This is a genomic window from Burkholderia sp. B10 (genome assembly GCF_004368385.1).
In the GTDB taxonomy this organism is placed as follows: Bacteria; Pseudomonadota; Gammaproteobacteria; order Burkholderiales; family Burkholderiaceae; genus Burkholderia; species Burkholderia vietnamiensis.
The window spans coordinates 41,184-66,439 of record NZ_PQMX01000012.1 but is presented as its reverse complement, the minus strand read 5'-3'; the positions used below and the strand labels follow the sequence as shown (position 1 = coordinate 66,439).

General features: G+C 67.2%; 25 protein-coding genes. 11 read left to right on the top strand and 14 right to left on the bottom strand.

From position 1 onward, the window contains the following. Positions 1-2 precede the first annotated feature (2 nt). The 7 genes from C3Y15_RS08900 (at position 3) to C3Y15_RS08870 (ending at position 6,688) form a co-directional block, all read left to right on the top strand. The gene (locus C3Y15_RS08900) at positions 3-902 is read left to right on the top strand and encodes an efflux RND transporter periplasmic adaptor subunit (protein WP_014724331.1); all 900 of its coding nucleotides are present in this window, start codon (positions 3-5) and stop codon (positions 900-902) included. Next, on the top strand, positions 896-2,308 hold the full coding sequence (locus C3Y15_RS08895) for a TolC family protein (protein ID WP_034193716.1): 1,413 nt from the start codon (positions 896-898) through the stop codon (positions 2,306-2,308). Before C3Y15_RS08900 ends, C3Y15_RS08895 begins: the two co-directional genes overlap by 7 nt. Then, positions 2,305-3,342: a transcriptional regulator CynR gene (gene cynR / locus C3Y15_RS08890; protein ID WP_045578322.1), complete on the top strand. Its 1,038-nt coding sequence runs from the start codon at positions 2,305-2,307 to the stop codon at positions 3,340-3,342. Before C3Y15_RS08895 ends, cynR begins: the two co-directional genes overlap by 4 nt. 387 nt (positions 3,343-3,729) lie before the next feature. Further along, positions 3,730-4,044, top strand: coding sequence for a hypothetical protein (locus C3Y15_RS08885; RefSeq protein WP_034193718.1), 315 nt, complete (start codon positions 3,730-3,732; stop codon positions 4,042-4,044). Between the two features lie 37 nt (positions 4,045-4,081). Beyond that, complete coding sequence (locus tag C3Y15_RS08880; protein WP_014724326.1) at positions 4,082-5,044, top strand: LysR family transcriptional regulator; 963 nt, start codon at positions 4,082-4,084, stop codon at positions 5,042-5,044. 90 nt (positions 5,045-5,134) lie between these two features. After that, positions 5,135-5,449 carry a DUF4148 domain-containing protein gene (locus C3Y15_RS08875; RefSeq protein ID WP_069239866.1) on the top strand — a complete coding sequence of 105 codons (315 nt, stop codon included), beginning with the start codon at positions 5,135-5,137 and terminating at the stop codon, positions 5,447-5,449. A 135-nt stretch (positions 5,450-5,584) separates the two neighbouring features. Then, on the top strand, positions 5,585-6,688 hold the full coding sequence (locus C3Y15_RS08870) for a J domain-containing protein (protein WP_069239865.1): 1,104 nt from the start codon (positions 5,585-5,587) through the stop codon (positions 6,686-6,688). Positions 6,689-6,729: 41 nt separating this feature from the next. Here C3Y15_RS08870 and C3Y15_RS08865 read toward each other — a convergent pair whose 3' ends face one another. The 5 genes from C3Y15_RS08865 to C3Y15_RS08845 all read right to left on the bottom strand — a co-directional run bounded on the left by C3Y15_RS08865 (position 6,730) and on the right by C3Y15_RS08845 (position 11,613). Continuing rightward, complete coding sequence (locus C3Y15_RS08865; RefSeq protein WP_059462821.1) at positions 6,730-7,635, bottom strand: LysR family transcriptional regulator; 906 nt, start codon at positions 7,633-7,635, stop codon at positions 6,730-6,732. 111 nt (positions 7,636-7,746) lie between these two features. Next, the gene (locus C3Y15_RS08860; protein WP_011881220.1) at positions 7,747-8,991 is read right to left on the bottom strand and encodes an acyl-CoA dehydrogenase family protein; all 1,245 of its coding nucleotides are present in this window, start codon (positions 8,989-8,991) and stop codon (positions 7,747-7,749) included. Positions 8,992-9,063: 72 nt separating this feature from the next. Beyond that, positions 9,064-9,828, bottom strand: coding sequence for an SDR family oxidoreductase (locus C3Y15_RS08855; RefSeq protein WP_011881219.1), 765 nt, complete (start codon positions 9,826-9,828; stop codon positions 9,064-9,066). Between the two features lie 58 nt (positions 9,829-9,886). Beyond that, positions 9,887-10,918 carry a phosphotransferase gene (locus tag C3Y15_RS08850; RefSeq protein WP_034193721.1) on the bottom strand — a complete coding sequence of 344 codons (1,032 nt, stop codon included), beginning with the start codon at positions 10,916-10,918 and terminating at the stop codon, positions 9,887-9,889. A 20-nt stretch (positions 10,919-10,938) separates the two neighbouring features. Next, positions 10,939-11,613, bottom strand: a complete 675-nt coding sequence (locus tag C3Y15_RS08845) for a histidine phosphatase family protein (RefSeq protein ID WP_011881217.1) — start codon at positions 11,611-11,613, stop codon at positions 10,939-10,941. 200 nt (positions 11,614-11,813) lie between these two features. On the opposite strand from C3Y15_RS08845, the gene C3Y15_RS08840 reads away from it, so the two are divergent. After that, on the top strand, positions 11,814-11,969 hold the full coding sequence (locus C3Y15_RS08840; RefSeq protein WP_011881216.1) for a DUF3309 family protein: 156 nt from the start codon (positions 11,814-11,816) through the stop codon (positions 11,967-11,969). A 128-nt stretch (positions 11,970-12,097) separates the two neighbouring features. Here the strand turns inward: C3Y15_RS08840 and C3Y15_RS08835 are convergent, their stop codons facing one another. The 5 genes from C3Y15_RS08835 to C3Y15_RS08815 all read right to left on the bottom strand — a co-directional run bounded on the left by C3Y15_RS08835 (position 12,098) and on the right by C3Y15_RS08815 (position 17,351). Then, on the bottom strand, positions 12,098-14,032 hold the full coding sequence (locus C3Y15_RS08835) for an SMP-30/gluconolactonase/LRE family protein (protein WP_059888845.1): 1,935 nt from the start codon (positions 14,030-14,032) through the stop codon (positions 12,098-12,100). 341 nt (positions 14,033-14,373) lie between these two features. Further along, the gene (locus tag C3Y15_RS08830; RefSeq protein WP_069246574.1) at positions 14,374-15,579 is read right to left on the bottom strand and encodes an MFS transporter; all 1,206 of its coding nucleotides are present in this window, start codon (positions 15,577-15,579) and stop codon (positions 14,374-14,376) included. A 7-nt stretch (positions 15,580-15,586) separates the two neighbouring features. Next, positions 15,587-15,772 carry a DUF1289 domain-containing protein gene (locus tag C3Y15_RS08825; RefSeq protein WP_011881213.1) on the bottom strand — a complete coding sequence of 62 codons (186 nt, stop codon included), beginning with the start codon at positions 15,770-15,772 and terminating at the stop codon, positions 15,587-15,589. Positions 15,773-15,774: 2 nt separating this feature from the next. Then, complete coding sequence (dmeF, locus tag C3Y15_RS08820; protein WP_069246575.1) at positions 15,775-17,067, bottom strand: CDF family Co(II)/Ni(II) efflux transporter DmeF; 1,293 nt, start codon at positions 17,065-17,067, stop codon at positions 15,775-15,777. Positions 17,068-17,078: 11 nt separating this feature from the next. Further along, positions 17,079-17,351, bottom strand: coding sequence for a metal/formaldehyde-sensitive transcriptional repressor (locus tag C3Y15_RS08815; protein ID WP_011881211.1), 273 nt, complete (start codon positions 17,349-17,351; stop codon positions 17,079-17,081). A 172-nt stretch (positions 17,352-17,523) separates the two neighbouring features. On the opposite strand from C3Y15_RS08815, the gene C3Y15_RS08810 reads away from it, so the two are divergent. Together C3Y15_RS08810 and C3Y15_RS08805 are read left to right on the top strand one after the other, a co-directional pair. Beyond that, the gene (locus C3Y15_RS08810; RefSeq protein ID WP_034193725.1) at positions 17,524-18,501 is read left to right on the top strand and encodes a chromate resistance protein ChrB domain-containing protein; all 978 of its coding nucleotides are present in this window, start codon (positions 17,524-17,526) and stop codon (positions 18,499-18,501) included. Next, entirely contained in the window at positions 18,498-19,676 is a 1,179-nt protein-coding gene (locus C3Y15_RS08805; RefSeq protein WP_034193726.1) for a chromate transporter, read from the top strand. Before C3Y15_RS08810 ends, C3Y15_RS08805 begins: the two co-directional genes overlap by 4 nt. Before the next feature lie 120 nt (positions 19,677-19,796). On the opposite strand, the gene C3Y15_RS08800 is transcribed toward C3Y15_RS08805, so the two are convergent. From C3Y15_RS08800 to C3Y15_RS32530, 4 genes are all read right to left on the bottom strand, one after another. After that, positions 19,797-20,117 (bottom strand): DUF4148 domain-containing protein, encoded by a 321-nt coding sequence (locus C3Y15_RS08800; RefSeq protein ID WP_011881208.1) that lies wholly within the window; start codon positions 20,115-20,117, stop codon positions 19,797-19,799. A 213-nt stretch (positions 20,118-20,330) separates the two neighbouring features. Then, on the bottom strand, positions 20,331-20,789 hold the full coding sequence (locus C3Y15_RS08795) for an MEKHLA domain-containing protein (RefSeq protein ID WP_124259663.1): 459 nt from the start codon (positions 20,787-20,789) through the stop codon (positions 20,331-20,333). A gap of 218 nt (positions 20,790-21,007) precedes the next feature. After that, the gene (gene thrS / locus C3Y15_RS08790; RefSeq protein ID WP_069246576.1) at positions 21,008-22,078 is read right to left on the bottom strand and encodes a threonine--tRNA ligase; all 1,071 of its coding nucleotides are present in this window, start codon (positions 22,076-22,078) and stop codon (positions 21,008-21,010) included. A gap of 12 nt (positions 22,079-22,090) precedes the next feature. Further along, the gene (locus tag C3Y15_RS32530; protein WP_257786157.1) at positions 22,091-22,216 is read right to left on the bottom strand and encodes a hypothetical protein; all 126 of its coding nucleotides are present in this window, start codon (positions 22,214-22,216) and stop codon (positions 22,091-22,093) included. Positions 22,217-23,321: 1,105 nt separating this feature from the next. Here C3Y15_RS32530 and C3Y15_RS08785 point away from each other — a divergent pair. Further along, the gene (locus tag C3Y15_RS08785) at positions 23,322-25,256 is read left to right on the top strand and encodes a glycosyl transferase family protein (RefSeq protein ID WP_014724309.1); all 1,935 of its coding nucleotides are present in this window, start codon (positions 23,322-23,324) and stop codon (positions 25,254-25,256) included.

Genomic DNA, 25,256 nt, shown 5'->3' with positions numbered 1-25,256 from the left:
ACATGAAGCGAATCATTCCGCTGCTGCGTACCGTGCTGACGGCCGCCATCCTCGCCGGCATCGTCGCCGCGATCTACGGACTATGGGTGCGTTACCAGATCGAGCCGCTCACGCGCGACGGCAAGGTGCGCGCCGACGTGGTGCCGATCGCGCCCGACGTGAGCGGCCTCGTCACCGACGTGCGCGTGCACGACAACCAGAAAGTGACGAAGGGCCAGGTGCTGCTGGTGATCGATCCGTCCCGCTACCGGATCGCGCTCGAACAGGCCGATGCGAACCTCGCGAGCGAGCAGGCCGAACTCGACGAGGCGATCCGCGAAGACCGCCGCAATCGCGCGATGCCCGACGTGGTGGCCGAGGAGTCGGCGCAACAGGGCGCGACGCGCGTCGAGAAGCTGCGCGCGGCGCTCGCGCAGGCGCATTCCGCGCGCGACCTCGCGGCGCTGAACCTCGAACGGACGCTCGTGCGCGCACCGGTCGACGGCACCGTGACCAACGTCGGGCTGCTGCCCGGCGTGTACCTGAGCGCCGGCAAGGGCGCGATGGCGTTGGTCAACGACACGTCGCTGCGCGTGGAAGGCTACTTCGAGGAAACCAAGCTGCCCGCGATTCACGTCGGCGATCCGGCCAGCATCTATCTGATGGGCGTCGCGAGCGAGATTCGCGGCCACGTGCAGAGCGTCGCGGGCGGCGTCGAGGACCGCGAGCGCGCGGGAGGCGACGCGCAGCTCGCGAACGTGAACCCGGCGTTCACGTGGGTGCGGCTCGCGCAGCGCATCCCGGTGCGCATCGCGATCGATTCGGTGCCGCCCGGCGTGCGGCTCGTGCCGGGGCAGACCGCGTCGGTCGAGATTCACGCACGCGCCGGCGACGTCACGGTGCGCCGGAGCCTGCCATGGTGAGCGTGCGCAAAGCGTGGATCGCCGCGCTCGGCCTCGCGCTCGCCGCCTGCGCGGAGGTCGGCCCGGACTATCGCGTGCCGCCTGCCGCGCTCGCGAACGCGCCGGCCGCCAGCGGCGCGTTCGTTGCGGGTGCAACGGCCGCGTCGAATGCGCCGTTGCCCGCTCGCTGGTGGCGGCTGTACGACGATCCGGCGCTCGACGCGCTGATCGAGCGGGCGCTCGCGAGCAACGTCGATCTGCGCGCCGCGCAGGCGAACCTCGAGCGCAGCAGCGCGCTGCTCGCGGCGGCGCGCACGGCGCGCGAGCCGAGCGCGGGCTTCGACGCGTCGACGAACTACACGCAGCAATCCGCCGCAGCGGTGCTGTCGCACGTCGAGCCGCCGCGGCACGAGATCTACAACATCGGCTTCACGATGAGCTACGACCTCGATCTGTTCGGCGGCATCCGGCGCGGGATCGAGGCGGCGTCCGCCGACCACGAGGCCGTCGCCGCCGCGCGCGATCTGGTGCGCGTGAACGTCGCCGCCGAAGTCGCGCGCGCGTATTCGGACCTGTGCAATGCCGGAAACCGGATCGACGTGCTGCAGCGGGCGATCGCGCTGCAGCAGCAGCGCCTCGCGTTGACGCGCCAGTTGATCGCTAACGGCCGCGCGCCGAGCTTCGAAGCGCAGCGCGACAGCGGTGCGATCGACGACAGCCGCGCGGCGCTCGCGCCGCTGCAGGCGCGCCGGCTGAATGCGGCGTTCCGGCTCGCGACGCTGATGGGCGAGCCGCCGGAGAACTACGATCGCGCGCTGCTGTCGTGCCGCAAGCCGCTCGAACTGGCCGCGCCGATTCCGTCCGGCGACGGCCGCGCGCTGCTCGCGCGCCGTCCGGACGTGCGCGCGGCCGAGCGCCGGCTTGCCGCGTCGACCGCGCGCATCGGCGTCGAAACCGCGGCGCTGTATCCGGACATCAAGCTCGGCGCGAGCATCGGCTCGACCGGCGGCGCGGCCGCGTTCCTCACGCCGTTGACGAACCGCTTCGCGGTCGGGCCGATGGTGACCTGGGATCTGCATCGCAGCGCGATCCGCGACCGCATCGACGCGGCCCGCGCCGACAGCCGCGCGAGCCTCGCGCATTTCGATGCGACGGTGCTCACGGCGTTGCGCGAAACGGAGACGTCGCTGAACACGTACGCCGCCGCGCTCGAACGCCTGCAACGTCTGCAGGCAGCGCGCGACGCCGCGCGCGACGTGATGGAGCGTACCGACGAACTGCGCCATGGCGGCCGGGTCGGCGGCCTCGTCGCGCTCGATGCGCGGCGCACGTGGCTCGCGGCCGAAACGGCCGTCGCCGCGGCACGGCAGCAGGTGAACGACGACCAGATCGCGACCTTCCTCGCGCTCGGAGGCGGCTGGCAATGAGCACCGTCGACGATCCGATGCTCGCGCGGCCGGCGCATAATGGCGGGATGCCCGCCCCACGCGACTCGCGAATCAATCCGCGCAAGATGAAGTTCACACAACGCAGCCCGCTGCTTCGCAACATCAGTTATTTGCTGGCGATCGACGAGCATCGCAATTTCACGCGCGCCGCCGAAGCGCTGAGCGTGTCGCAGTCGGCGCTGTCGCAGAAGGTGCGCCAGCTCGAGGACGAGCTCGGCGCGCAACTGTTCGATCGCAGCGGCCGCGTGGTACAGCTCACCGACTTCGGCAGCGTGTACCTCGAATACGTGCGCCGCGCGCACAACGATCTGGTCACCGCGCAACGCGCGCTGCACGACGTGCACGACCTGTCGCGCGGGCAACTACGGATCGGCTTCACGCCGACCTTCACCGAATACCTCGTCGCGCCGGTGATCGAGCAGTTCCACGAACGCTATCCGGGCATCGTGATCGAGATCACCGAGATGTCGCTCGATGCGGTCGAGACCGCACTCGGCGACGACCAGGTCGACCTCGCGTTCGGCTTCGTCGATGTGCGCTCCGACGAAATCGAGGCCGAAGCGCTGTTTCCCGAACAGCTGATGCTGGTGGTCGGCCGCACGCATGCGCTGACCGCGCAACGCGAGCCCGTCACGCCGACGCAGCTCGCCGATACGCCGCTCGCACTGCTGACGACGAGCTTCGTGTCGCGCTTCTACGTCGACAGCTATTTCCAGTCGTACGACATGCAGCCCGACGTCGCATTGCAGGCCAATTCGATCAGCGCCGTGCTGAAGATCGTGAGCCGCGGCAAGATCGCGACGATCCTGCCCGGCACGATCGAGTTCGAGCATCGCGATCTGCAATACGTGCCGCTCGACCCGCCGTTCCCGGTGCGCACCGTCGCACTGCTGCGCCGCAAGGGCGCGTATCGCACGGTCGCGTCGACGGCATTCGCGGAGCTGGTGCGCGAGATGCTCGACCATGGCAGCCTGTCGTCGCTGCGTACGCTGACGGCGCGCGAGCAGGGCTGACGGCGGCGGCGCCGCCGCAATCTCCACCGCAATCGCCAGATCGATCGACCGCCGCATCGCGGATGCGGCGGTCGTTTCTTGCGTCGTCGTTTCGTTGCGCATGCATCGATCAACGATCGATCCGCCTTATCGACCGCATCGGAAATACGCCTTGGACACGCTCAGGGTTTTCCATCATTCTCCCCTCATCGATTCGATGTGAATCGGTCGCGCCGAATAGCGGCGTCGACGGGCCCGGCGCCCATGTCGCACGATCCTTCCGTAGCACGCCGACACACTCGACAAGAAGAATCTGACACGCTCCCGGCCATCGACGGCCTGCGTCGGCGATGCCCACGTCCCGAATCGAACGCGTGTAAAACCCATTTGGTCTAATTGGAATCCTGAATGTCCCGGTCCGCTTCCCTTTCCGTTCTCGCCACCTTCATCGCGCTTTGCGGCATCACGGTCACCGCACCCGCGTCCGCGCAACAGCAACCGGCGGCGCCCGCCTCGCAGCAGCAATCGAGCAGCATCGCCTCTGTCGTAGCGGTCGCCGCCGCGCATGCAGGCGATGACGCATGCGCACACGGCGCCACCGCAACGAAGGCCGTCGCCGCACCGGTGCGCGTCGCCCCGACCCGCACGCCCGATGCACCGAATGCACCTGAGGCCGGCTGCATCGGCCCGGCGAGCTTCTGCAACGTCTACTTCGGCAGCTGATCCGCCGCCGCCACCGCCCCTTCCAACAGGAATCGTCGTGAATCATCTGTTCAGTGCGATGCGGGTCTTTCTCAAGGTTGCCGACACGCATCACTTCTCCCATGCCGCTCACCAGCTGAACCTGTCGCCGTCGCTCGTGACGCGCTATGTCGGCGATCTCGAATCGCACCTCGGCGTGAAGCTGTTGCAACGCTCGACGCGCAAGACGGTGCTCACCGAAGTCGGCGTCCGCTATGCGCAAGGCTGCCGCTCGCTGCTCGCCGACCTGTCCGAGATCGAGTCGCGCGCGACGCAGGAATCGAGCCGGATCGGCGGCGATCTGAACGTCGTCGTGCTGCACAGCTTGATGTCGCCGGAGCTGGCCGCGCTGTTTGCCGAGTACCAGTCGCGCCATCCCGAGGTGTCGCTGCACATCACGCTGACCGAGTCGGAAGTCGATCTGCTCGGCGGTGGCTTCGACTGCGGGATCGTCGCCGATACGATGATCTCGTCGCTCTCGGTCGTGTCGCGCGCGCTGGCCCATGCGCCGCTCGTCGCGGTCGCATCGCCCGGCTACCTGCTCGCCATGACCGCGCCGCAGCAGCCCGCCGACCTCGCCGCGCACCGGATCGTCGGCGTCGCGACAGGCGCGAAGACGTGCCGGTGGGTTGCCCCGGACGGCACCGTGGACGCGCTCCACGTCGAGCCGCGCGTCACAGTGAACAGCGCGCTGATGCAGCGTCAGCTCGCGCTTGCGGGCGGCGGTATCGCGCTGCTGCCCGAATTCGCGGTGGCGAGCGATCTGCGCAGCGGCGCGCTGAAACGCGTGCTCGCCGATTACCGACTCGTCAGCGACGGCGTCGCCGTGTCGCTCGTGTATCCCGGCCGCGAGTTCCTGCCGGGCAAGGTGCGCGCGTTCGTCGATCTCGCCGCCGAGCGCTTCAGGCTGCCGTCGGTCAGCATGCTGCGCGCGGTGGCGGCGCGACCGGACATGACCGTGGCGACGGCCGCCGCCGCGTGACGTGCGTTGCGTTCCACGCGTATCGATTCGTTTCGTCGCTGCGGCCCGCCGCGTGCGCGACGAACCGCAGCGAAACCCTCCGAGGAAATCATGAAATCCATCATCGTCACCTTCGCGACGCTCTGCGCGGCCGCGACCGTCCTGCTCGCCGCACCGCGCGCATCGTATGCGCAGTCGCCGCTCACCCGTGCACAGGTTCGCCAGGAATTGCTCGACCTCGAATCGGTCGGCTACGATCCATCCGCCGGCGACGCCGACAACTACCCGGAAGGCATCGTCGCCGCGCAGGCGCGCCTCGAGGAGAAGCGCGCCGCCGAACACCGCAGCGGCGAAGCGGCCTACGGCTCGGGCGGCGCACCGCGCACGTCGTCGGGCGCAGCGGCCGTCGCGGCAGCGAACCGATGAGGTGTGGGGTGCCGATGCGCAGTGCGCGCGTGAAGATCGACGCATGCGCGGGCACACCGCCGCACAGCGGCCTCTCGCGTCCAGCTAAAATACCGGCCTGCCGCGCGTCCCGCCGCGGCCGGAGGACCCCACATCATGACCGCACGCCGCGGTGCCGCGATTGCGATCGCGCCCGGTCACGAGACAGCCCGCCTGTCCGACGCCCAGAAGACCTTCAACACGCTCGTCGAGCGCATCGACAAGCGGCGCGAGCGCCTCGCGGCGTGGGACGCCGTCACGCCGGCGTTCCAGAAGAAGTTCGTGGACGCGCTGCTGCCGCTCGAACGCGAATCGGCGGCGCTGCGCACGCGGCTGATTCATCTGCTCGACGACGCGTTCCTGCGTAGCGGACTCAGCAAGGCCGAGCAGCGCACGCTGTCCGACCTGATCGCGGACATGGCCCGCGACGTGCTCGACGCCGCCGACGACGCGGCGCTGCAGCGCGTCTACGATCGCCATCATGCAAGCGGGCCGGCCGGCAGCGCAGCGGCCGATCCGCAGCCCGCGCCCGGCGCCGACGCGGCAGACGATCTCGATGCCCTGTCACCCGACGAACTGGCGCAACGGCTCCAAGCCGAGCTCGACGCGCAGTTCGAGCGCGACATGGCCGCGCACGCGGCACGCGAGGCGCAGCGCGCGAAGCGCAGGAAGACGCCGAAGCAGACAGCCGCGCAGGCGCGCGCCGAAGCGGAGCAGGCCGAATCGAGCAAGTCGATCCGCGAGATCTACCGCAAGCTGGCCAGCGCGCTGCATCCCGATCGCGCCACCGATCCGCACGACCAGGAACGCAAGACCGCGCTGATGCAGCGGGTCAACCACGCCTATGCGAAGCGCAACCTGCTGCAGCTGCTGGAGCTTCAGCTTGAGATCGAACAGATCGACCGGCATGCGATCGCCGGCCTCGGCGAAGCGCGGCTGACGCGCTACAACGGCATCCTCGACGAGCAGCTGCGCGAGCTCGACCGCGAGATCGAACACGTGGAGAACGATTTCCGCCGAACCTACGGCATCGCGCCGTCCGTGAAGATCGCGCCCGACACCGTGGTGCGCCTGCTCGCGCGTGACATCGCCGGCATGCAGCGCAGCATTCAGGACCTGACCGTCACGCTGCGCGAGTTCGAGGATCCGGACAACGTCCGGCGCTGGCTGAAGGAGATGAAGCGCCGCCCCGCATCGGCGCGCTTCGACGAAGACCGTTAGCAAGCGGCGCGCACATCACTGCGGCACGTCACTGCGATGCATCACTGCGGCTCGCCGATCCCGCCCATCAGCGTCATCAGCTGCTCGCGCAACCATCGGCTGCCCTGATCCTGGTCGGCGCTGCGGTGCCAGTAGCAGAAGTATTCGAGCGCCGGCATCTCGAACGGCAGTTCGAGGATGCGGGCCGGATAGCGCTGCAGCAGCCGGAGCGGCGCGGTCAGCGCGAGATCGCCGCGCATCGCGATCAACGGCGCGACCATGTAGTGCTGCACGCGCATCTGGATGGTGCGGCGCAGCCCGAGGCGCGTCAGCTCCGCGTCGACGTGCCCGCTGCCCTTGCGGCGGCTCGACACGTGGATGTGCCCCATCGACAGGTAGTCGTCCATGGTCAGCGCATCGCGCCGGAACGGATGATCTTCGCGGATCATGCACGCGTAGCGGTCGCGCACGAGCAGCGCCTGGCACAGGTGCGGATCGCCGATCAGCGGCGCGTCGATCGCGATGTCCACGGAGCCGTTCGCGAGCGCGGTCGCCACTTCGCGGCGGTCCAGCGTATAGCTGCGCACGTGCATGCCCGGCGCATGCGTCTGCAGCAGCTCGCCGAGCGCCGGCAGCAGCAACGCCTCGGTCAGGTCGCTCATGCTCAACCGGAACACCCGCTCCGACGACGCGGGATCGAACACGTCGCCCTCGTGCGCGCTCGAGTCGAGCAGCTGCAACGCCTCGCGCACGCGGCCGACGATGTTCTCGGCCATCGGCGTCGGCATCATCCCGGCCGGCGTGCTGACGAACAGCGGATCGTTCAGCGTCTTGCGCAGCCGCGCGAGCGCATTGCTGACGGCCGGCTGCGTGAGGTTCAGCACTTCGGCCGCGCGCGTCAGGTTGCGCTTGTTGTAGATCGCATCGAATACGACGAACAGGTTCAGGTCAATCTTCGAAAGGCGCATCGCCGGATCTCCTTGCCGGCATCTTAATACGGCGCGCGCGTCGGGTTCGGCCACCTCGCGTCCGCTCGCGCGCGCTCGCCGCGACATCGCAGCGACATCGCAGCGACACGTTCAGTCGCGCGGCGGGCGCGTCAGATACGGCTCGGTCGCGCCGCGCACGGCGCCCTTGATCTCCATCCGCGCGATCGACTGCAGATGCACCTCGTCCGGGCCGTCTGCGAAGCGCAGCGCGCGCCCCCAGCTCCACAGATCGGCGAGCGGCGTGTCCGGGCTCAGGCCCATCGCGCCGAACACCTGCATCGCGCGGTCGCACACGTCGGTGTACATGGTCGGCACGAGCGCCTTGATCATCGAGATTTCCTTGCGCGCGGCCTTCGCGCCGACCTTGTCGATCATCCACGCGGCCTTCAGCACGAGCAGCCGCGCCTGGTCGATCTCGATGCGCGAGCGCGCGATCCATTCGCCGACCGTCCCGTGCCGGTTCAGCGGCTTGCCGAACGCCTCGCGCGACTGCGCGCGATCGATCATCAGCTCGAGCGCGAGCTCTGCCGCGCCGATCGAGCGCATGCAATGGTGGATGCGCCCCGGCCCGAGCCGCGCCTGCGCGAGCGCGAAGCCGCTGCCTTCGTCGCCGAGCAGGTTGCGCGCCGGCACGCGCACGTTGTCGAAGGTGATCTCGCAGTGCCCTTCCGGCGCGTAGTGATTGACCACGGTGATGTTGCGCACCACCGTCACGCCCGGCGTGTCGCGCGGCACGAGGATCATGCTCTGCTGCCGGTGCGCTTCCGCCGCCGGGTCGGTCTTGCCCATCACGATGAAGATCTTGCAGTTCGGATGCGCGGCATTCGTGATGAACCACTTGCGGCCGTTGATCACGTACTCGTCGCCGGCGCGCTCGATGCGCGTCGTGATGTTGGTCGCATCCGACGACGCGACGTCGGGCTCCGTCATCGCGAACGCCGAGCGGATCTCGCCGTGCAGCAGCGGCAGCAGCCACTCGTCGCGCTGCGCCGGCGTCGCGAACATGTGCAGCAACTCCATGTTGCCGGTGTCCGGCGCATTGCAGTTGAAAACCTCCGACGCCCACGCGACGCGCCCCATGATCTCCGCGAGCGGCGCGTATTCGAGGTTCGTCAGCGCCGTGCCCGGCTCGTCTTCCTTCAGATGCGGCAGGAACAGATTCCACAGCCCTTCGGCCTTCGCGCGCGCCTTCAATTCCTCCATGAACGACACCGGGTAGTGCCCCGCATGCACTTCGTCGTTCCACTGGCGGATGCGCGGCACGATGTGCGCATCCATGAACGCACGCACGCGCTCACGCAGTTCTTCCACCTTCGGGGTATAGCCAAAATCCATGATCGATTCCTCGCAATTGCACGTGTTCGTTCGGTTCAAAAGGCCCGCAGGCCGTCGTAGGTCGTCGCGCGCTCAGAGCGTGAGGCCGCCGTCGACGACGATGCATTCGCCATTCGTATAGCTCGCCGCGTCCGACACGAGATACAACACCGTGCCGGCCATCTCGGACGGCTGCGCGTGACGGCGCAGCGGGATCTTCTCCATCCATGCCTGATAGATCTGCTGGTCGGCGAACAGCGCGCCCGCGAACTTCGTCTTCGTGAGGCCCGGCAGCAGCGCGTTCACGCGGATGCCGAGCGGCCCGCATTCCTTCGCGAACGCCTTCGTCATGTTCACGACCGCGGCCTTCGTGATCGAATAGATGCCCTGCCGGTCGCCCGGCTGCAGCGCGTTCACGGACGCGGTGTTGACGATCGCGCCGCCGCCTTGCGCCTTCATCAGCTTGCCGGCCTCGACCGACATGAAGAAGTAGCCGCGGATGTTCACGTCGACGGTCTTCTCGTACGCGGCCAGATCGGTGTCGAGGATGTGCCCGAAATACGGATTCGCCGCCGCGTTGTTCACCAGGATGTCGAGCCGGCCGTGCCGGCCGCGGATCGTCTCGAACGTCGCGGCGATGTCCTCCATTCGTCCGACGTGGCAGGCCAGCGCTTCCGCGCGGCCGCCCGCCGCGACGATTGCGTCCGCAACGGCCCGGCAGTCGTCGAGCTTGCGGCTCGACACGATCACGTGCGCGCCCTGCTGCGCGAGCAGCTTCGCGATTTCCTCGCCGATGCCGCGGCTCGCGCCCGTCACCAGCGCGATCTTGCCCGTCAGGTCGAACAGGTTCGTTGCCATGTTGCTGTGCTCCTCCATCGATATGTTGTCGTGCGGCCGCGCGGCCGTGTTTGCGGCGTCAGCGCCGCGCGCCGATCACGTCGACGGCCAGCTCGGCCAGCCGGCCGGCCATCGCGCCGACGCGCAGCGCCTGTTCGCTCGACGCGTTGCCTTGCAGCGCGCGCGCCTTCACGCCCTGCGCGATCGCGGCGAGCCGGAAGAAGCTGAACGCGAGATAGAAATGCCAGTCGCGGATCGGCTCGATCCCGCGCAGCTCGCAGTAGCGCGCGACGATCGCCGCTTCGTCCGGGATGCCGAGTTCGGCGCGATCCTGGCCCGCGAGCCCGCGCACCTGAGTGCCGGCCGGCAGCCGCAGACACATGCAGAAGTACGCGAGGTCGGCGAGCGGATTGCCGAGCGTCGACAGCTCCCAGTCGAGCACGGCCTGCACGCGGTAGTCGTCGCGCGCGAACATCACGTTGTCGATCCGGAAGTCGCCGTGCACGAGCGCCGGGCGCCCCGCGTCGTCGGGGCACGCTTGCGGCAGCCAGTCGATCAGCGTCTCCATCGCGTCGAGGCGCTCCGTCTGCGCCGCACGATACTGCTTCGTCCACACGCCGATCTGGCGCTCGAAGTAGTTGCCGGGGCGACCGTAGTCGGCGAGGCCCACCGCATCGACGTCGACGTCGTGCAGCGCGGCCATCGTGCGAATCAGCGCGTCGTAGCAGGTCGCGCGGTCGGCCTTCGGCAGCTCCGGCAGCGCCGGATCCCAGAAGATGCGGCCGTCCTCGAAGCTCATCACGTAGAACATGCTGCCGATCACGTCGCGGTCTTCGCACAGGTGATACGGACGCGCGACCGGCACCGCAGTGCCCGACAGCGCGCTCAGCACGCGGAATTCGCGGTCGACCGCATGCGCGGACTTCAGCAGTTCGCCGGGCGGCTGGCGGCGCAGCACGTAGCGGCCGCTTTTCGCGTGCAGCAGGTACGTCGGGTTCGACTGGCCGCCGGCAAACTTCTCCAGGTCGAGCGGGCCTTCGAAGCCCGGCACGTGCGCTTCCAGATAGCGCGTCAGGCGGGCTGCGTCGAGGGGCGGGGCAGGATGGGTCATCGTCGCGATCGTTCGTTGGGTCAGCCGTAGGTGCGCCATGCGTGTCGTTCGGGATCGTCGAGATGCGGGATGCCGTTGAACGACGCCAGATGGAACGCGTCGGCGTTGAAGAAAAACTGCGAAAGACTGCTGTTGCGGATCTGCAGGTTCAGCGCGATCGCGCTCGCGGGCGGCGCGGCGAGCACCTGCTGGACGGTCACCGCGATCGGGCCGCCCGAACTCACCGCGAGCACGCGCTGGCTGCCGCCGTCGCGAATCGCCGCGCGCGCGGCGGCGACGCGCTGCTGGAAATGCGCCCAGGTTTCGGGCGCCGTGTCGCCGAGCCGGTCGTCGGCCCACAGATGCAGCACCTGCCGCAGCGCGCGGAAGTGCTCCTTCATCGAGCCGGCCGCGAGCCGCGCGATCTCCGGATAGTCGTGCGCGGCGGCCGCGAACAGCCCGTGGAAGTCATATTCGTTCAGGCCCGGATGGCGGTCGACCGTCACGCGTTCGCCGCCGATCCCGCGCAGGATCGCGTCGACCGTCTGCGCATGCCGGTTCATCGTCCCGCAGATCACCCGGTCGAAGGTCAGGCCCTGGCGCGCGAAATACTCGCCGAGCCAGACGCCCTGCTGCTCGCCGCGCGCGGACAGCCGGTCGTAGTCGTCCGTCCCGAACGACGCCTGCCCGTGCCGTACCAGAAAGAGTTCAGCCATTGCGTATCCATCGAAGCGGTGCCGAAAGACCAGCATAGCGATCGCGTATGCATTTTTGAAATTTATTTTCTGAATCTATCGGCATTCATTGCGTGAATCCCCGGTGCGTGAACACGCCCGTCAACCGTCACGCCGCTCGCCGCGGCACAGGAATTGCGACGCCAGACATCGTCTTTTCCAACAATCTCAGGAGGGATGCGATGCTCGGTACGATCCTTATCATCGTTCTGATTCTGTTGCTCATCGGCGCGTTTCCGGCGTGGCCGCACAGTCGGAGCTGGGGTTACTGGCCGTCCGGTTCGGTTGGCCTGATCGTGGTCATCGTCGTGATACTGGTGCTGCTCGGTCGCATCTGAATGGGAAAGCGCGTGCCGGCCGACCGGCGCGCGCTTTCCCGTTTCCTCGTCATCGCTTCTTTACAAACGCAAGCCATCGACGGCAACGCCGCGGCGGCGAAGTGAACGCTCGCGGCCGTCGCGCCGCCTCAAGGCGTCCAGCGATAGACGGTGATGCTGTTGCCCTTCACGTTGTTCTTCGTCACCACGTATTCGCCGTTCGCGCGGCGGTACGCGCGGACGCTGTACATCGCGTCGATCGCGCTACTCGTATCGACGGTCGCCGGGCTCGCATTGACGAGCGTCGTGTCGAGCCGGCCAGTGTCGAGATTGAACGCGTCGATGTTCGGCCACAGCGGGCCGCTGCTGCTGAACCAGTAACCCACGAACAGATGATTGCCGGCAGCGTCGATCGACTTCGCGCCGCTGTGCGGCAGCGTGATCACCGGGTTCGGCCTCGTCGTGTTGCCCGCGAGCCAGCCGTGATAGACCTCGATGCGCGTGCCGATCGAGGTCCAGTCGGTGCTGCCCGCCACACCCTGGGCGAGCACCATCGTGTCGCTGTCGGCGAGATAGACGATGCGCGTGAGCGGCTGGATGCTGGCGGGAATCGGCGTCGGCACGCCCGCGCCCCATGAAGGCTTGCCGCTCGCGTCGAAGCTCGCGAGCGGATAGTGATAGATCGCGCCGGTGTGGTCGAGGCCGGCCCATACGCCGCCCTTGCTGTCGATGCTGAAGCCGGCCGACACGCGCCGTGTCGTGTCGAATGCCGGGCCCGGAATCGATCCGTCGGGAATCGCGATGTAGCCGTTGGCCGCATCGAAATGGAAGAAGTAATAGACCGGCGGATTCTGCCCGGCCACGACGAGAATCCGGTTCGCGCCGACCGCCGTGAGCAGCCCGAAGTGCTCGTCGCGCTGCGGGTCGTTCATGTTGATGCGCGGGTCGGCCGGATACGCGAACGGATCGACGGTGTTCGCGACGAACGTGCCGCCCGCGGTGCCGCGGTACACGTGCGTGCCGCTGTAGAACAGCGCGCCGTCGGTGACCGGGTCGGGCGCGGAGATGCCCTCGAAGTTCAGCGACTGCAGCGTCCAGCGCAGGCCGCCGGTGCTGCCGTATGCGTGAAGGTCGGTCGCGCCGTTGCGGCCGAGATCCCAGCTGCCGCCCCACGGGTTGTTCAACACGTACAGGTTGCCGCCCGTATCCTTGCCGATGCCCGCGATGCGCGTGAAGCGCTGCGCGCCGACCTGCCCCTTGATGCCGGTGGTCGTGTCGAGATAGCCGCCGCGCACGCCGAACGTGCCGACCAGCGCCGGCCGGCCCGTCACCGCATAGCGCTTGATGTTCATGTCGGGGCCTTCGTCGCCGACCATCAATTGCCCGGCCGCCGCATCGAAATAGAGCGCCGACGGCTGCGACCCGGCCGGCAGCCGGATCGTGTTCAGCAGCGCGCCGGCCGGACTGTATTCGACGATCGTTCCCGCGCGCTTCTGCGCGACCCATACGTTGCCCGCGCCGTCGAGCGCGAGCGCGCCCGGCGCCGCTACGCCGATGTCGCGCTGCCATACGCCGTCGGTCGTGAACACGCGCACGCGGTTGCCGTAGAAATCGCTCGCGTAGAGCAGCGTGCCGGCCGTCGCAAGCCCGGTGACGACGTCGATGCGCGGCTGGTTCGTCGCGGCGGTGACCAGGATCAGCCGGTCGCGGTAATGCGTCGCGCGGTTGTAGCGCCCGACCGCGCCGCTGCCGTATCCGCTGCCCGGCTGCAGCGCGACGAACAACGACGTCGCGTTGCCGGTGATCGCGCTGCCCTGGAATTCGGCATGCGTGCCGATCGAGCCGATGCTTTTGCCGTTCTGGTAGATCGCGACGCCGCCCTCATACTCGTCCCACATCGATGCGGTGTAGATCACGCCTTCGGGCGCGACCCACATCGCCCGTGCGACGTTGCCGACGTGCGCGGCGAGCGTGCCGTAGGTGTTCGCGAGCCAGTCGGTGGTATTGCCCGCGTGGCCGGGCGGCGCGACCGCGGCGATCGACACGGCAAGCAGCACGGCGCGAAGCGATTTTCCGGCAACCATGGCAGACGCTCTCCTGAACGATGGAATCACTCATGTGAAGGGCGCGCCGGACGGTGCGTACCTCGGCGTTGCGTAAATACTTCCGCGGAATCGTCCGGCGCGGTCGGTATTACATCGCGCGTACATCCGATCTTCGACAACGCCGAGAATAGCGGCAGATAAATCGAAAAAAATTGCGGAGGGGGAGTTGCGGGTGGAGCGTGGCTCAACGGGGAGAGCGCGGCTCAATGGCTGGGGATCGATTCGGCAACTGGGGGAAAGTCGCCGGTCGCGGATGCAGTCGCGGCTGTGTCAGCGCGAGCGCCGCCCGACGCACGCGCAGTGCATCGCCTCACGCCACCTCACGCCGCCGGCGGCGCGACGCGCGGCATGAGGCGGCACAGCGCGAGCGGCACCACGACCAGCGCCGCGCCGGCGACGAACGTGGTCGATGCGCCGAAGTGCGTCCACAGCGCGCCGGCGATGCTGCTGGCGAGCAGCATGCAGATCCCGCTGACCAGATTGAATACGCCGAACGCGGTGCCGCGCAGCGCGGCCGGCGATGTTTCCGACACCATCGCGGCGAGGATGCCCTGCGTGAAGCCCATGTGCAGGCCCCATACGGCCACGCCGGCGAACATCGTCGGCATCGACCCGCCGAGACCGAGCAGCAGGTCGGCCGCGATCAGCAGCACCATGCCCGCCGCCAGCAGCATGCGTCGGTCCATCCGGTCCGACAGCACGCCGACCGGCCACGCGGACAGCGCATACGCGATGCTCATCACGACCATCACGCCCGGAATCCACGCGGCGTCGAGGCCCGTCTGCTGCGCGCGCAGCACGAGGAACGCCTCGCTGAAGCGCGCGAGCGTGAACGCCGCGCCGCCCGCGACGACGAACCAGTACGCGCGCGGAAACTCGCGCAACGCGCGCCAGTGCAGCGGCGAACGAAAGCCGCGCTGCGGCGCCGCATGCTCGGGCTCGCGCACGCCGAACACGATCAGGGCGATCGCGAGGAACGCGGGCACGACGGCGAACCACATCACGATCCGGATGTGGTCGGCGAACCCCAGCATCAGCACGATCGCGCACATCGGGCCGAGAAACGCGCCGACGGTGTCCATCGACTGACGCAGGCCGAAACATGCACCGCGGATCTCGGGCGGCGCGACGTCGGCCACCAGCGCATCGCGCGGCGCGCCGCGAATCCCCTTGCCGACGCGATCGAGCAGGCGCGCGACGACGACCACGGCCGGCGTGGACGCCAGCGGAAACAGCGGCTTGGTCAGCGCCGCGAGGCCGTAGCCGACGAGCAGCAGCCCCTTGCGGCGCCCGAGCCAATCGCTGATCGCGCCGGAGAACACCTTGACGATCATCGCGGTCGCTTCGGCGGCGCCTTCGAGCACGCCGAGCGCGACGACGCTCATGCCCATCGTCGTCACCAGATAGATCGGCAACAGCGCATGGATCAGTTCGGACGACAGATCCATGAACAGGCTCACGAGGCCCAGCGCCCAGACGGTACGCGGGATCGGCTGCTTGCGTCGAATCGGTGCGGGCGTGTTCATCGTGCGATCAATCGGGTGTGTCGCGCGCGAGCCTGGCATGCCGCCGCGCGCGGTCGTTGACGATCTGATGACGCCGGTGATCCGTCATCTTCTTCCAGCCGCGCGCTTCGTCGCGGGTGCGCAGGCACGCGACGCAGTAGCCGGTGCGGCCGTCGAACGAGCATACCTCGACGCACGGCGACTTGACTGCCATCGTCATTGCCCTCGCGTCACGGGCACGACTTCGACCGTCACGTGCGACAGGCTGCCGAAGCGTTGCAGCACGCGGTGGTAGTAGCGCGCATCGCGCTGCGGGTCGTCGGTCAGCACCGAGACGACCGCGCTCATGTGCCCCGGCCCGAGCCGCCACACGTGCAGATCGCGGATCCGGTCGCCGGTGCTTTCGAGCGCGGCGCGCACGCTGTCCGCCAGGCGGCGATCCGGATTCATGTCGAGCAGGATGCTGCCCGTGTCGCGCATCAGCCCGTACGACCAGTTCGCGATCACCAGCGCGCCGACGATGCCAGCGAGCGGATCCATCCACAGCCAGCCGAACGCACGCGCGAGCAGCAAGCCGGCGATCGTCAGCACGGACACCGCCGCGTCGGCGAGCACGTGGATGTAGGCCGAGCGGATGTTGTGATCGCGGGCCGCCGCCGAGGCGCCGTGCTCGTGCTCGCTCTCGGCGAACGTCAGCGCGTGCTCGCGGCCGTTCAGCCGGACGATCGCCGTGAACGCATGCGGCTCGGGGATCGTCTCGATGGACTCCAGATAGCCGTCGCGGCTTTGCATCGCGAACGTATGGCGGCTGCCGTCCGGACGCAGCGTCGTGATCGATACGGCGGCCGCGTCGACGAGCGCCGCGTCGTGCGTCGCCGGCGCGATCCGGAACACGGGCGGCACGCCGTCCTCGAACACCGACACGGCGAATGCGTGCTGCCCGTCGACGATCCGGTGCGCTTCCGCGTCGTGGTCGTGCTCATGTTCGTGGTCGTGGTCGTGATGATGTCCGTGGGCATGCCCGTGATGATGGCCATGACCGTGATGATCGCCGCTCAGCAGCCACGCGCTCGCGATGTTCACCACCAGCCCGAGCACGGCGATCGGAATCGCTTCGCCGAAGTGAATCGGCACGGGCGCCAGCATCCGGCTGACCGCCTCGTACGCGATCAGCAGCGCGATCATCGCGAGCACGATCGCGCTCGTGAAGCCGGCGAGATCGCCGAGCTTGCCGGTGCCGAACACGAATCGCGGGTCGCTCGCATGCTTGCGCGCATAGGTATACGCAAAGGCGGCGATCAGCATCGCGCCGGCGTGCGTCGACATGTGCAGCCCGTCCGCGACCAGCGCCAGCGAGCCGAAGATCGACCCGCCGACGATCTCGGCCACCATCATCGCCGCGCACAGCACGATGACGGTCCAGGTCCTGCGCTCGTTCTGCTCGTGCGCGGCGCCGAGAAAAATGTGATCGTGCCCTGCGCCGAAGGCCTCATCGCTGAAACGGCTCATTGCGCCTCCGGTCATTTGAAGTAGCTGTGAACGACTTCGATCAGCTGCTCGCTCGCGCTGCCTTCGTCGTCGTGACCTTCCGCGTCGACCAGATGGCTGCGGATGTGATCTTCCAGCACGACGGCGAGCAGGCCGTTCATCGCGCCGCGTCCGCTCGTGATGAGACGCAGGATCTCGTTGCAGCCGCGCTCGTCTTCCAGCGCGCGTTCGATCGCCTCGACCTGCCCCTTGATCCTGCGGACGCGGTTCAGCAGCTTCTGTTTTTCCTGGATGGTGTGGCTCATGGTGGTCCCTTCATATACCGGGGGGGACTATATATCAAATCGCGGGTTCGGATAGTGGGGAGGGGTATCTCGGCCATTGGTCCGACCAAACGATGCGCGCGCCCCGGAGCGTCAGGACGACATCGCAGCGAGAAACTTGTAGAACTTGCGACACAGAAGTAGCATCCCCTACATGAACTCATTCACCACTTGGTCGCTGCTCGTGCTGACGCTCCCGACCCAGAACGCGACGGCCCGCATGCGGTTCTGGCGCGCCCTGAAGGCGAAGGGCTGCGCGGTGCTGCGCGACGGCGTCTACCTGCTGCCGCACTCGGACGAGCAGCACCGAACGCTGGACGAACTGGCGGACGCGATCGCCGACAGCGGCGGCAGCGCGCATCTGCTGCGCGCGCCGAGCGCCGATGCGGCGCAGGAGCAGGCATTTCGCGCGCTGTTCGACCGCAGCGACGACTACACGGCGTTCATGCGGACGCTCGCGGACGCCCGCAAGACGCTCGCCGGCCAGCCGGCTTCGGAACTCGCGCGTCTGCTGCGGCGCGTGCGCAAGGATTTCGACGCGCTGCGGGCGAGCGACTACTTCCCGGGCGACGCGTCGACGCGCGCCGAAGCCGCGCTGCAGGACTTCGTCGCGCTGGTCGACACCGTGCTGTCGCCCGGCGAGCCGCACGCGGCCGAGCGCCCGATCCGCGTGCTTGCGCTCGGCGAATATCAAGGGCGCACGTGGGCCACCCGGCGGCGCATGTGGGTCGATCGCGTCGCGAGCGCGTGGCTGATCCGCCGCTTCATCGACGCCCGCCCGCGCTTCGTGTGGCTCGCCTCGCCGACGGATTGTCCGGCCGACGCACTGGGCTTCGACTTCGACGGCGCGGCGTTCACGCACGTCGGCGAGCGCGTGACGTTCGAGGTGCTGCTGGCCAGCTTCGGCCTCGACGGCGACCGCGCGCTCGCGCGGCTCGGCGCGATCGTGCATGCGCTCGACGTGGGCGGCCCCGCGGCGCCCGAAGCCGCCGGCCTCGAAGCCGTGATGGCCGGCGCCCGCGAGCGCGCGCAGAACGACGAGCAGTTGCTCGAGCAAATGGTCGTCGTGCTCGACGCCTTTTATGCGCATTTCACGTCGACCGGGACGACCGGGACCGGAGCCGCATCATGACCACCGCCAGCGCCGCAACCGAACCGGCCTACTCGCTCGGCGAGCTGGTCGCCTACATGCTTCGACTCGGCACGTTCGGTTTCGGCGGCCCGGTCGCGCTCGCGGGCTACATGCGGCGCGACCTGGTCGAGCGGCGCGGCTGGATCACCGAAGCCGACTACAAGGAAGGACTCACGCTGGCGCAGCTCGCGCCGGGGCCGATGGCGGCCCAGCTCGCGATCTATCTCGGCTTCGTGCACTACCGCGTGGCCGGTGCGACGCTGGTCGGCTGCGCGTTCGTCTTGCCGTCGTTCCTGATGGTGGTCGCGCTCGGCTTCGCGTATGCACATTTCGGCGGGCTGCCGTGGATGCACGCCGTGTTCTACGGCGTCGGCGCGGTGGTGGTCGGCATCATCGCGATGAGCGCGTACAAGCTCACGACCAAAACCGTCGGCCGCGACAAGCTGCTGTGGGCGATCTTCGCGACGCTTGCCGTCGTGACCTTCGTCACCGAGTCGGAGATCGCGTGGCTGTTCGTCGTCGCGGGCGTGATCGGCTGGCTGTGGCGCGCGCCGCCCCGCTGGTTGCGCGGCGGCGGGCTCGGCGCGGCGGCCGCCGCCAACCTGCCGGCGGCGAGCGGCGCGCTGAGCGGCATCGATCTGCCGCAGCTGGTGCAGCTCGGCGCGTTCTTCATGAAGGCCGGCGCGTTCGTGTTCGGGTCAGGGCTGGCGATCGTGCCGTTCCTGTATGGCGGCGTCGTCACCGAACATCACTGGCTCAACGACAAGCAGTTCGTCGATGCCGTCGCGGTCGCGATGATCACGCCGGGGCCGGTCGTCATCACGGTCGGCTTCATCGGCTATCTGGTCGCCGGCCTGCCCGGTGCGATCGTCGCGGCGCTCGGCACGTTCCTGCCGTGCTATCTGTTCACGGTCGTGCCCGCGCCGTACGTGAAGAAGTACGGCCACCTGCCGGGCGTCAAGGCGTTCGTGGACGGCATCACGGCCGCGGCCGTCGGCGCAATCACCGGCTCGGTGCTGGTGATCGCGAAGCGTTCGATCGTCGACGTGCCGACGGCCGCGCTGGCCGTTGCGACCGTCCTGCTGCTATGGCGCTTCAAGAAGCTGCAGGAGCCGGTAGTGGTCGCGGCGGCCGCGTTGATCGGGCTCGTCGCTTACCCGCTGCTCCATCGTTGAGCGCGCGCCGCTACGGCGCGCATCGCGGCCCACGGCCCATCGGCATGCGGCCGGCCGCGCGGCGTCGAATCGTGCGTTCCCTCGCCGTGCAGCGCATGCCGGCCAAGTCGCGCGAAGCGCTCAGTGATGTTCGTACAGCCCCGACGTATCGTTCGACGCGTACGACACCGCCGCGCGTTGCGCGTCGGATTGCGACGCAACGGCGTGCGACTGCGCAGGCGATGCGTCCGGTCGTTGGGCGGCGACCTTCGCTTCGGCCGCCTGGATGTCGCTGGGGTAGAACGGGTCGTTGCCGATCGGACGGTACCCTGCCCGTTCGACGCGTGCGAGGTCGGCGCGCACTTCGGCACGCGTGACGGGACCGTTCGTGTTTTGCGCAAAGGCGACGACGGGCGCGCTCAATGCGCATGAGATCAGGACGGCGCGGATCAGATTCTTCATGAGGTTCACCTATTGGAGTGGTATGACCGTATCCGGGAGCGGTTTCGGTTCTTCGCTCTCCACCCAGTGCGATGAAGAGTGAGACTCCATTCTCGGTAACGGGCACTTTCGGCAAGGTGAGCCGTCGATTACGAATTCGTTATCTCGCCGGCCGGCGCAGGTTTCGGCATCCGGCCCGACCCGCGCCGCGCACGCGCGACGCACGCAACGGCATCAGCCGATGGGATGGATCTCCGGGATCATCGCCGCCTGACCGCAATGATTGCCGTCCGGGGCCGTGAGTTGCCACACGGTCGCATGCTCGATCCAGAAGCGTGTGCCGGACTTCGTGATGCGGATGCCGCGGTATCCCGACACGAAGCCGTCCCGCGCCACCTGCTCGAGGAAGCGCTGGCGCTCGCTGCGCTCCATCGGCTCCGCCGAGAACCGCGACGGCAACGCCGTCAGTTCGTCCCAGTCGTATCCGAAGATCGCCTGCGCGCGCGCGTTGCCGTAGACGAACACCGGATCTGCCGCGACACCGTGCGCGAGAATCCCGAACGGCGCGGCTTCGTACAGCCATCGCGCGCCTTCGGCGGAGCTCATCCCCGCCGGCACCAGCGGCTTGCCGAGCAGCCGGCCGTAGCTGTCCGACAGGATGCGGAAGAAGGGAACGTCGATGTTCGGCGACATTGCGGGAAGCTCCATGGAAGGCTTGCGAATCGGTACGGGGCGGCGATTTTGCCGTGCGGGATTATAGGGCTGACAGTGGCCGGGCCGCAGCGTAGCGCAGTGCGTCAGTCGTCGAGGCCGTCGTCGTCCGGCACGCAAGGCCGCCTGCCGACAGGTTCATCTCCTCAGACGAATCAATGGTCTGAGGAGAATCCCCGCCGACTGCATTGCCTTTCGTATCAGCACGCCCGCGTCGCGGATGGAACGCGCGCATGCTGCTTGAGAAACGCCAGCGCAGCGTCGATCGTCATCACGTGCTGCTCGCCGCCCCTCATTCGCAGCGACACTTCGCCGGCCAGCGCTTCCTTGCGGCCGGCAATCGCGACGATCGGCGCGGCGAGTTCCGTTGCATCGAAGATCTTGCGGGGCAGCCGCTCGGCGCGGAAATCGCGCAGCACGCGGCAGCCGATGTCTTCGAAAGCGGATGCCGCGTGATCGGCAAATGCGCGATGATCGTCGCCGATGTTCGCGACGACGATCTGGTCGGGTGCCAGCCATGTCGGCAGCCATCCCTCGTAGTGTTCGAGCAGAATGCCGATGAACCGTTCGAGGCTTCCCAGCACGGCGTGGTGCAACATGACGGGCGTCGCTTTCGCGCCGTCCTCGCCGACATACGACGCACCGAGCCGCTCCGGCAACACGAAATCGAGCTGGATCGTCCCGCACTGCCACTTCCGTCCTTGACGGTCGACCAGATGAAATTCGAGCTTCGGGCCGTAGAACGCGCCTTCTCCGGCCAGGATCGCGAATTCCAGCCCGGCCGCCCGCGCGGCCGACGCCAGCATCGCTTCCGAGCGATCCCAGACCGCATCGTTGCCGGCACGCGCCGGCGGCCGCGTCGACAACGCCACGTCGCACTCCCCGAACCCGAAGTCTGCGTAGATCGCCTTCAGCAGCTTGCAGAACCGCGCGACTTCATCTTCGATCTGGTCGGGCAGGCAAAGTACATGAGCGTCGTCCTGCGTAAATGCACGCGCGCGCATGAGGCCGTGCAATGCACCGGACGGTTCGGCGCGATGGACCGCGCCGAATTCGCAATATCGGATCGGTAAATCGCGGTATGAACGGCTGCCCTTCTTGAATATCTGCACGTGGCATGGGCAACTCATCGGCTTGAGACAGTACGGATTACGGTCGCTCTCGAGCGAAAACATGTTCGGCCCGAACTTTTCCCAATGGCCGCTCCGTTCCCACAGATCGCGAGACAGGATCTGCGGCGTCCGCACTTCGGAAAAACCGGCCTGCCGCATTCGGACCCGAATTTATTCCTCGATGACGCGATAAAGAACCATCCCGCGCGGATGCCAAAAGATGCCGCCTGGACTTTCATCTTGCTGATGAAACAGATCCAGTTTGTTGCCTAACACTCGGTGATCGAAATCGTTCATGGTTTCTCCGTCGAACGTGGTGCCGGCCGAACGGAGCGCGAAAAAAAGCCCCGTCCGTTTCCGGCGGGGCTTCGGGATGGTTTGACGCAACGACTTACGACGTGCAACCTCCCCTCGGCCCGCCATTGGCGGTCGTGGTGGTGGTTGCGGTGGTCGTAACGAGAAGTGCGTGCATGCGGCTAATCTAGTGGACGTATCGACGTCTGTCAATGAAGTGCTCGAATCGGTATTCGGTGTCGGCGTCTTTCGGTAGGTCGAGCGTACGGAAAGAAAGTGAAGCGAAAGATGGAGCCTCGCGCAACGACTAATTCGCAGATTCGAAACCGTCGGATGACAGCAATATCGCTCCATTCGGCGACCGACGAATGGACGTTTCACAAACCATCGAGATGCGAAGTTCGCATGCAGCAATGCGTATCGACGAAACGCCGTCCATGCGATTTCCATTTCGCTAACGGCACGATTTGGATAGCGCCACGAGTTGCCTTCCGATGGCAATCGTCACCCCGCTCGCGCGGCACTCGAACACGCAGAATTACACCTTTCCCGAATGCGGCGCGACGCAACGATTCATCACGTCGCGGCATCCGTGCACGTCGAAGTCCGGCGTGCGCGAGCGGGTCGTCTGCCGGGCCGCAACTCATGTTGTTGCAACGGCCCACAACGTCCGAGATCACGCCATCAGCGCGCCGTATCTCGGCTAACGCGGCGTAACCGCGGCGTCGATCACGCATCGAATTTCTCAGAGGAATTCGTCTGCTCCTCATCCTGCGATTTTCCCACTTCCGGTTGCAAACAAAAACCACATGTGGCGTGGAACACAAAGCGAAGAGAGGTGCGGATACACGGCAAACGATTGCCACGAGCGCCGTTGATCGACATCAATTGCGCAACGAAGCGCGCCCATAGATTCGAATCATTAAAGGAGCGACACGGTCTCGCGAAACCTTGCGGTGACGGCGCGATCGCTTCGAACGGGGAAGGCTATGAACACAAAAAATAACGACGGTGCGACCGAAGTCGCACGGGGTGGAAATTTGCGGGCAGCGCGCTGCATGCGTGCGATTCGCCAACCGTCTCGCTTCGGCGGCGGGGGAACCGCACGATGACGTTGGCTCCCGCGCTTCATCCGCTGCAGGCGGCGTACTTCGATGCATTCAATGCGGTGGTCGTGGTCGTATGCACGGTCATCCTCGTGTCGTCGCTCGACGACCTGTACATCGACGCTTTCTATTGGATCCGCGCCGCGTACCGGCGCTTCGTCATCCACCGCCGCTATCCGCGGCTCACCGCTCAGGAATTGCGCGGCGAGGACGAGCGCTGGTTTGCGATCATGGTGCCCGCGTGGAAGGAGTACGCGGTGCTCGCGCAGATGATCGAGCACACCATCGCGACGCTCGAATATCGCAAGTTCGTCATCTTCGTCGGCACCTATCAGAACGATCCCGATACGACGATCGAAGCCGATCGCATGGCGCGCTGCTATCCGAACGTCGTGCGTCGGGCGATCGTCCGCAACGACGGCCCGACGTGCAAGGCCGATTGCCTGAACTGGATCGTCCAGTCGATTCTCGCCTACGAGCAAGAGAACGGCATGCGCTTTGCCGGCGTCGCGATGCACGATTGCGAGGACATCATTCATCCGCTCGAACTGAAACTCTTCAATCACCTGATCGAACGGAAGGAGTTTCTTCAACTGCCGGTGCTGTCGCTCGAACGCGACTGGAAGGACTGGGTGGGCTGCACCTATCTCGACGACTTCAGCGAGTGGCATTCCAAGGATCTGGTCGTGCGCGAAAGCCTGACGGGTTGCATACCGGGCGCGGGCGTCGCGTCGTGCTACAGCCGCCGCATCCTCGATCGCCTGCTCGAAGGCGCGAACAACCAGCCGTTCTGCACCGACAGCCTGACCGAAGACTACGACACGAGCTTCCAGATGAAGCGCATCGGCGCGCGTATGGCCTTCGTCTGGCTGCCGCTCGAATACAAGACGACACGTCGTCACATGTTCGGCGGCCAGCGTCGGCAAATCGACGCGCGCAGCATCATTGCGACTCGCGAGCTGTTTCCCGGCACGTTCCGCACCGCCTACCGGCAGCGTGCACGCTGGATCATCGGCATCGCGTTCCAGGGCGCGCAGCGCCTCGGCTGGCACGGCTCGATCGCGACGAAGTACATGTATCTGCGCGACCGGAAGGGCACCGTCACGTCGCTCGTCACCATTCTGGCTTACCTGCTGCTGGTCAATCACCTGCTGCTGCGGTTCGCGATCGCGCGCGGTTGGCTGCCGGCCGGACAGACCTTGCTCGAGGCCTCGCCGAAGTGGCTCGAGTACATGATGGCCGCGAATACTGCGCTGCTCGTGAACCGCGTGCTGCAGCGCGTGTACTTCGTCACGAGACTGAACGGATTTCATCAGGGGCTGCTGTCGATCCCGCGGCTGGTGGTCAACAACTTCATCAACTTCTTCGCAGTGTGTCGTGCGTGGCGATTGTTCATCGTGTCGACCGTGACCGGGCAACCGATCGGCTGGGACAAGACCAAGCATTCGTATCCGTCGCGCGAGGATCTTCGACTGGTGCATCGCCGCCTGGGAGAGCTGCTGCTCTCGTGGCATGCGATCAGCCAGGAGCAGCTCGACGATGCGCTCGAAATGCAGCGCACCGACGCCGGCACGCGGCTGGGCGAACTGCTGGTCAACGAAGCCGGGCTCGATCCCGAAACGCTCGCCGACGCCGTTGCATGGCAGGCGGGATTGCCGCGTGTCGAGTTGGCGCGTCGCGACTGGCGGCCGTTCGCCACCCGGTTGCCGGACTTCATCGAAGTGCGGCATCGTGCGATTCCGTTCGGTATCGGCGAAGGATCGGCGCTCAACGTCGCCGTGGCGGCGCCGCTTTCCGATACGGCGCTCGCGCAGTTGCGGGCGGCCGCCGGTGTGGACGTGCAGTGCTTCATTGCCGCCGAGCACGAGATCGTCGCGGCGTTGGACGAGCTGCGCGCGTCGGCCGAATCGCACGGCACGCTGTCGGGGGTGGCCTGA